The 4,800-nt window shown below is 39.7% G+C and carries 5 protein-coding genes; 1 reads left to right on the top strand and 4 read right to left on the bottom strand.

Annotated features, from left to right (window positions below):
- Positions 1-517: 517 nt before the first annotated feature.
- Positions 518-970: a hypothetical protein gene (locus ASV53_RS22700; protein ID WP_094958795.1), complete on the bottom strand. Its 453-nt coding sequence runs from the start codon at positions 968-970 to the stop codon at positions 518-520.
- Positions 954-1,301, bottom strand: a complete 348-nt coding sequence (locus ASV53_RS22695; protein WP_239928895.1) for a hypothetical protein — start codon at positions 1,299-1,301, stop codon at positions 954-956. The genes ASV53_RS22700 and ASV53_RS22695 overlap by 17 nt, the downstream gene beginning before the upstream one ends.
- A gap of 225 nt (positions 1,302-1,526) precedes the next feature.
- On the opposite strand from ASV53_RS22695, the gene ASV53_RS22690 reads away from it, so the two are divergent.
- Positions 1,527-2,531: an IS110 family RNA-guided transposase gene (locus tag ASV53_RS22690; RefSeq protein WP_094958793.1), complete on the top strand. Its 1,005-nt coding sequence runs from the start codon at positions 1,527-1,529 to the stop codon at positions 2,529-2,531.
- A gap of 382 nt (positions 2,532-2,913) precedes the next feature.
- Here ASV53_RS22690 and ASV53_RS22680 read toward each other — a convergent pair whose 3' ends face one another.
- Both ASV53_RS22680 and ASV53_RS25625 read right to left on the bottom strand, forming a co-directional pair.
- Complete coding sequence (locus ASV53_RS22680) at positions 2,914-3,507, bottom strand: hypothetical protein (protein ID WP_094958792.1); 594 nt, start codon at positions 3,505-3,507, stop codon at positions 2,914-2,916.
- 164 nt (positions 3,508-3,671) lie between these two features.
- The coding region (locus tag ASV53_RS25625) for a DUF5677 domain-containing protein (RefSeq protein ID WP_094958791.1) at positions 3,672-4,800 on the bottom strand (1,129 nt) is incomplete at its 5' end.

Here is a 4,800-nt window from a genome sequence, read left to right as displayed (position 1 = left end):
ATGAAGATCAATTTATGAAGCGTTAGTCACGCAGTGAAAGAGGCTCATCGTCTAACTGTGCCAATATGGTCGAGTACGAATCGCTGTCATTAAACCATGAGATAAGGCCATGACCTTACAACTGACGCGTGTACCCATAAACCAGAGCACGATGCTTTGATTAGCCCTTTCACTGAAGTGCCTTAATACGATTAACAAGAACGTTTGCACCCGCACTGAGCCTGAAACTAACTGGTACGAATGTCGTAACCATCACCCTTTGAATAGTGCCAGATGTGGGTTAACCGATAAATGTCTAGCGACCCTGTTTCACCGCAATGGAATGCAACTAAACAGGCAGCAGTTGAGTCTGCGTAAGAGATCCTCAATATGTGTTTGCCGCAAGCGTGACTTAAAGGCCATTCTGACTAACGAAGAGGACGCACTTGTTAATCGACTTTGAGTCGACCGCTTACGCGGTCGATAGGATCCACTTTGCCGCTTGACGCCCGAAGGCTCATATGTGTTATGCCAAATTTTAATGCCTAGAGTCCAAGTTTAGTTGCTCAACCACACCTGTAAGGTTGAATGGCCATGGATATTGCTGTTGGAGTTTCATTAACTCAGACATATTTAGATGCTTAATCCTTTCTCTAGCAATATCCTCTAAAGGATTTAAATCAGCAGAAAATATATTAAGAAGTGACTCATTACCATCACGAGTTAAAGCCTCACGTAATTGTTTTGTTTCAGTTTCAATACACTGCCTATTGTTATAATTATACAAATAACCAATAACAGTTTTCTTGTCTTCAAATGACAATATATTAAACCAATCGGACTCAGGAAAGGGATTTGCATTAGATATAGCTAAATTAGAGCACTCTGCATATTTGTCATCCCATTTTTTTAAAGCATCTACACTATTAGGACTTGTTGTACATGCTGATAACAACAAAGTTAATATAACCAGACTATTTTGAAGCTTCACTTACGCACCTCCAAAACTCTCTTTCTTTACCATAAGTGAATATCTCTTGTTCATAAGCAACTTTAAATATCTGATTTCGAACAATAGGAGCAGCTGAATTCATTGCTCTTGCAAACAAGTCCCAGTGATATTCCCTGATAGTTATACCCGTTTCAACAACAGTAGTTGTTATACTCGGACTAGCAAATATTTGAAATAGTGGAATTGTTGATACAGCCGTACTAAATATATTTCCATTCCTCATGATTTCTTTTACGTCAGAAACAGCCTTCCTACTTCTTCGGCTTAGATTTATTCCATTAATTTCACAATAACCTAATTTAGCCATCATATCTCCTCACAATTAGTTTGTATCAGCACAAGACTAACAACGGAAGAAACAAAACACTATGTAACACGCGTACGATTAAAACTATTCTGATCGCAAAATTAAGCCTTAGCCGCACAGCACAGCACAGCACAGCACAGCACAGCACATAGGCATAACGAATGACATGGATTCCCCCTACCGAGGATCTGCCACACTTATGTGGTACTTAATTGCATCGGAGGCACCATGTCTGATTATTCTTATTTCTGTGGTATCGACCTAGCTAAAAACCACTTTAGTCTTCATGCCGTAGACCAAAATGGCAAGGTCATACTTCATAAGTCAGTGACCCGCTCTAAACTACTGACTACAATAGCAAATATGCCACTCATGCGTATAGGTATTGAAGCGTGTGGTGGTGCACATTATTGGGCAAGAACACTCAATAAACTGGGTCACGATGCCCGTATTATGGCCGTTAAATACGTAATTCCTTATCGAACTAAGGGGAAGAACGACCTTAATGATGCCGTTGCTATCTGCGAAGCTGTCCAACGCCCATCAACTCGCTTTGTACCCGTAAAATCCCCCGAGCAACAAGCCATCTTATCGGTACATAGAATGAGAGAACATTGGGTTCGCGAGCACACCGCGCTTATGAATCGTATGCGTGCCCTACTTTCTGAATTCGGATTAATCATTTCTGTTGGTCGGTCTTCATTAATGAAGGATGCAGAAAATGAACTGCCACACCTCGCGAGAATGATTATTGCCGATGCTTACCACCATCTTGGCGAACTAAATCAACGCATAGCGGATACGGAACAAGTCTTCGATTCTTTAACTAAGGTCAGTGAAAATGTTCAACGAGTGATGAAAGTTCGAGGTGTTGGGCCGCAAACCGCTACTGCGATACTCGCTTCGATCGGCAATGGCTCTCAATTTGATAAAAGCCGCGACTTCTCTGCTTGGCTAGGTTTAGTCCCGAAACAATATTCTACTGGCGGAAAGCCTCGGTTAGGCAGGATAACCAAGCACGGTGACAAATACTTACGAACACTATTAGTTCACGGTGCAAGAACCGTGGTTGCCAACCTTGGTGACAAGCAAGATAAGCTCAGCCAATGGTGTCGAGGTGTTTTAGAACGAAGAGGAATGAACCGAGCAATAGTGGCTCTCGCTGCGAAAAATGCACGGATCATATGGTCGCTTTTACACAACCAAACAGACTATGAAAACTATGCTGCTTAAGTAAAAACCTAAGCAGCATAAAGAGTTAAACCCACCGGGTCATAGCAGACGCTAATGATGGAGATAGGTTAAGACCACTTGCGGAGAGCCTGTTAATGCGGCGGACACACTAGATGTCATCTAACGAATAAGGCACCGCAGTCGCGCAAAGTCATCAGGGCCACGACGTATGCGAATCGTCGATAAGTAGGCCGAATGTAGAGCGGCAGTCCAAAACCCATCGACATAAGTTTAGCGGATGTTTGACAACCTGGGGGAATCCATGTAGCCGCGTTAAGTGGTGAGCAACGCCAACCACCCTACCTAAACCATTGTGATATAAACACTTAGCTCAAAGTAAACCGAAAATGCCAAGCGTTGGGAATCCGTCTTAAACGCTTTTTTAGAACAATTTTTCATCTTCAAACTTTTTGATCAATTTAGTAGCCCCAGTAAAATCATACTGTTCGATGTAAGGAATAAAACCAGTATATTCACACTCATTCTGACCTTTGACCTGCTTAAGTATATAAGCGATTGGCTTAACATCTTGTGCTGTAATGAGTTTATTGGATATAAAATGTTCAGTTAATTCTAGATAAGAAAATAGAGCATCAAATGTATCCCTATATATACAATCAACCCAAGAATAACCACATGGGTGAGATTCGTCAGGAGCTTCGTTCATTGGCAACAATGCACGACCTAGTGCAACTCTATTGTGAACAAAACTATTTTCCTCTGTTAAGTGCTGATATGACTCAGGAACTGCAAATTCACGATTTTCCCAATCAAGCAACATTACAGACAAAGCAAGAGCATCATCCTCGCGCAGTTTACTCAAATGCTCTGCTGCAAACTCAGATCTTTTCCATTTTTGCATTTTTCTGTATTGATTAAATGCCAATATAAATCCAAAAATGGTCATAGCTAGAGCCAGAGAACTGATGTAATCCCTTGCAGTGAAAGACTGAAATAACCAACTAATGAACTCCATAAATCCTCTCTTAAACTGAAACAAATGCCGATGCTCAGTAATTGTTCTAACGCCCAATTAAGGTGTGAAGCACGCAACCACATAACCTAATTTGAACTCCGAAATCACTGAACTTGACTCAAACCAAAAATGCCAAGCGTGCTGAATCATTCTTAAATTGTTTGTTAAAATTCACTTCCACCGTAGTCTTGATTTACCCTCACTAAAACACTTGAAGATATTACATCTAGAAAAACTACCATTTGTTCAATGGAGATGTCATTTGAAGAGTTGGGTTCGATATCATCTAGTAACGAGGCATGACGCTCAGTCATATGGAAATCTTGATGAATAATCGAAGAAAGATACCTGTAGAAATCATCATAGAACTTCGCCCCTAAAGGAAAAACTTCTGCTTTTACTGATACATTAGATAAGAAAGAGAATATGTACTCTTTTTTCTTAATGTATATATCTCGATGCTTTGGTTTAACTTTCTCAGACGCAATCTCTGATAGCATTTTATTGATTTCGTTTTTGTTAAATCGAGATTTATGCTGGAGCCATGGTCCCATAAATTCAGGAGCCAACCAATCAAGATAGTAGTCAATTGACAACTCATAGACACTTCGAACTAAGCCCATTGCTTGGTAAAAGTAGCCTTCTGATAGTAGGTGTTTAATTGCTAACACATTCTCCTTCAAACGATAAACGGTAGAGTAAGTTGTATGATTATAATGAACCACACTTTTATCTTTATGATGGAAATCTTTGACCAATTGCAAAACGACATCACATTTACTTGCAATAGCATCTAATACTAAAATATCTCTCGAATTATTCTTGCTGCCAAAGCATGAGTAAACCTCTGTAAAGTGGTACGGCTTATACCCGTACATTACACATCCTAGATCTTTGCCATCAATGAAATGGTGGGATGTTAAATATGCACTTTCACTTAAAACTGGATTACGATCCAAAATGATCACAGGTATCATAGTGATACCTAGACTTTCATATGCATACAATGCAGCCACATGATCTGGGCATACATATCTTTTATCACAAGATTTGTTGATATTTTTGATTACGACTAGAAACGGTCTATGCCCCGATTTAATTTTAACTATATAGTCCTCAACCAACCAGTTTTCAACTGGTTCTATATATTCAGACCAGCTGCCATCAACCATTGTGTAGTAACCAGCTTTCACTATTTCTCGTTGTATTCTAGTAAAATAACCGGACAACTTACCTGTTAAAAAATTTTTATATTTCTTAAGAAAGTTTTCGTCCAAATCAACGGATTTATTA

This window comes from Photobacterium sanguinicancri (genome assembly GCF_002265265.1).
GTDB classification, from domain to species: Bacteria; Pseudomonadota; Gammaproteobacteria; order Enterobacterales; family Vibrionaceae; genus Photobacterium; species Photobacterium sanguinicancri.
This window is presented reverse-complemented; position numbering and strand designations above follow the sequence as displayed.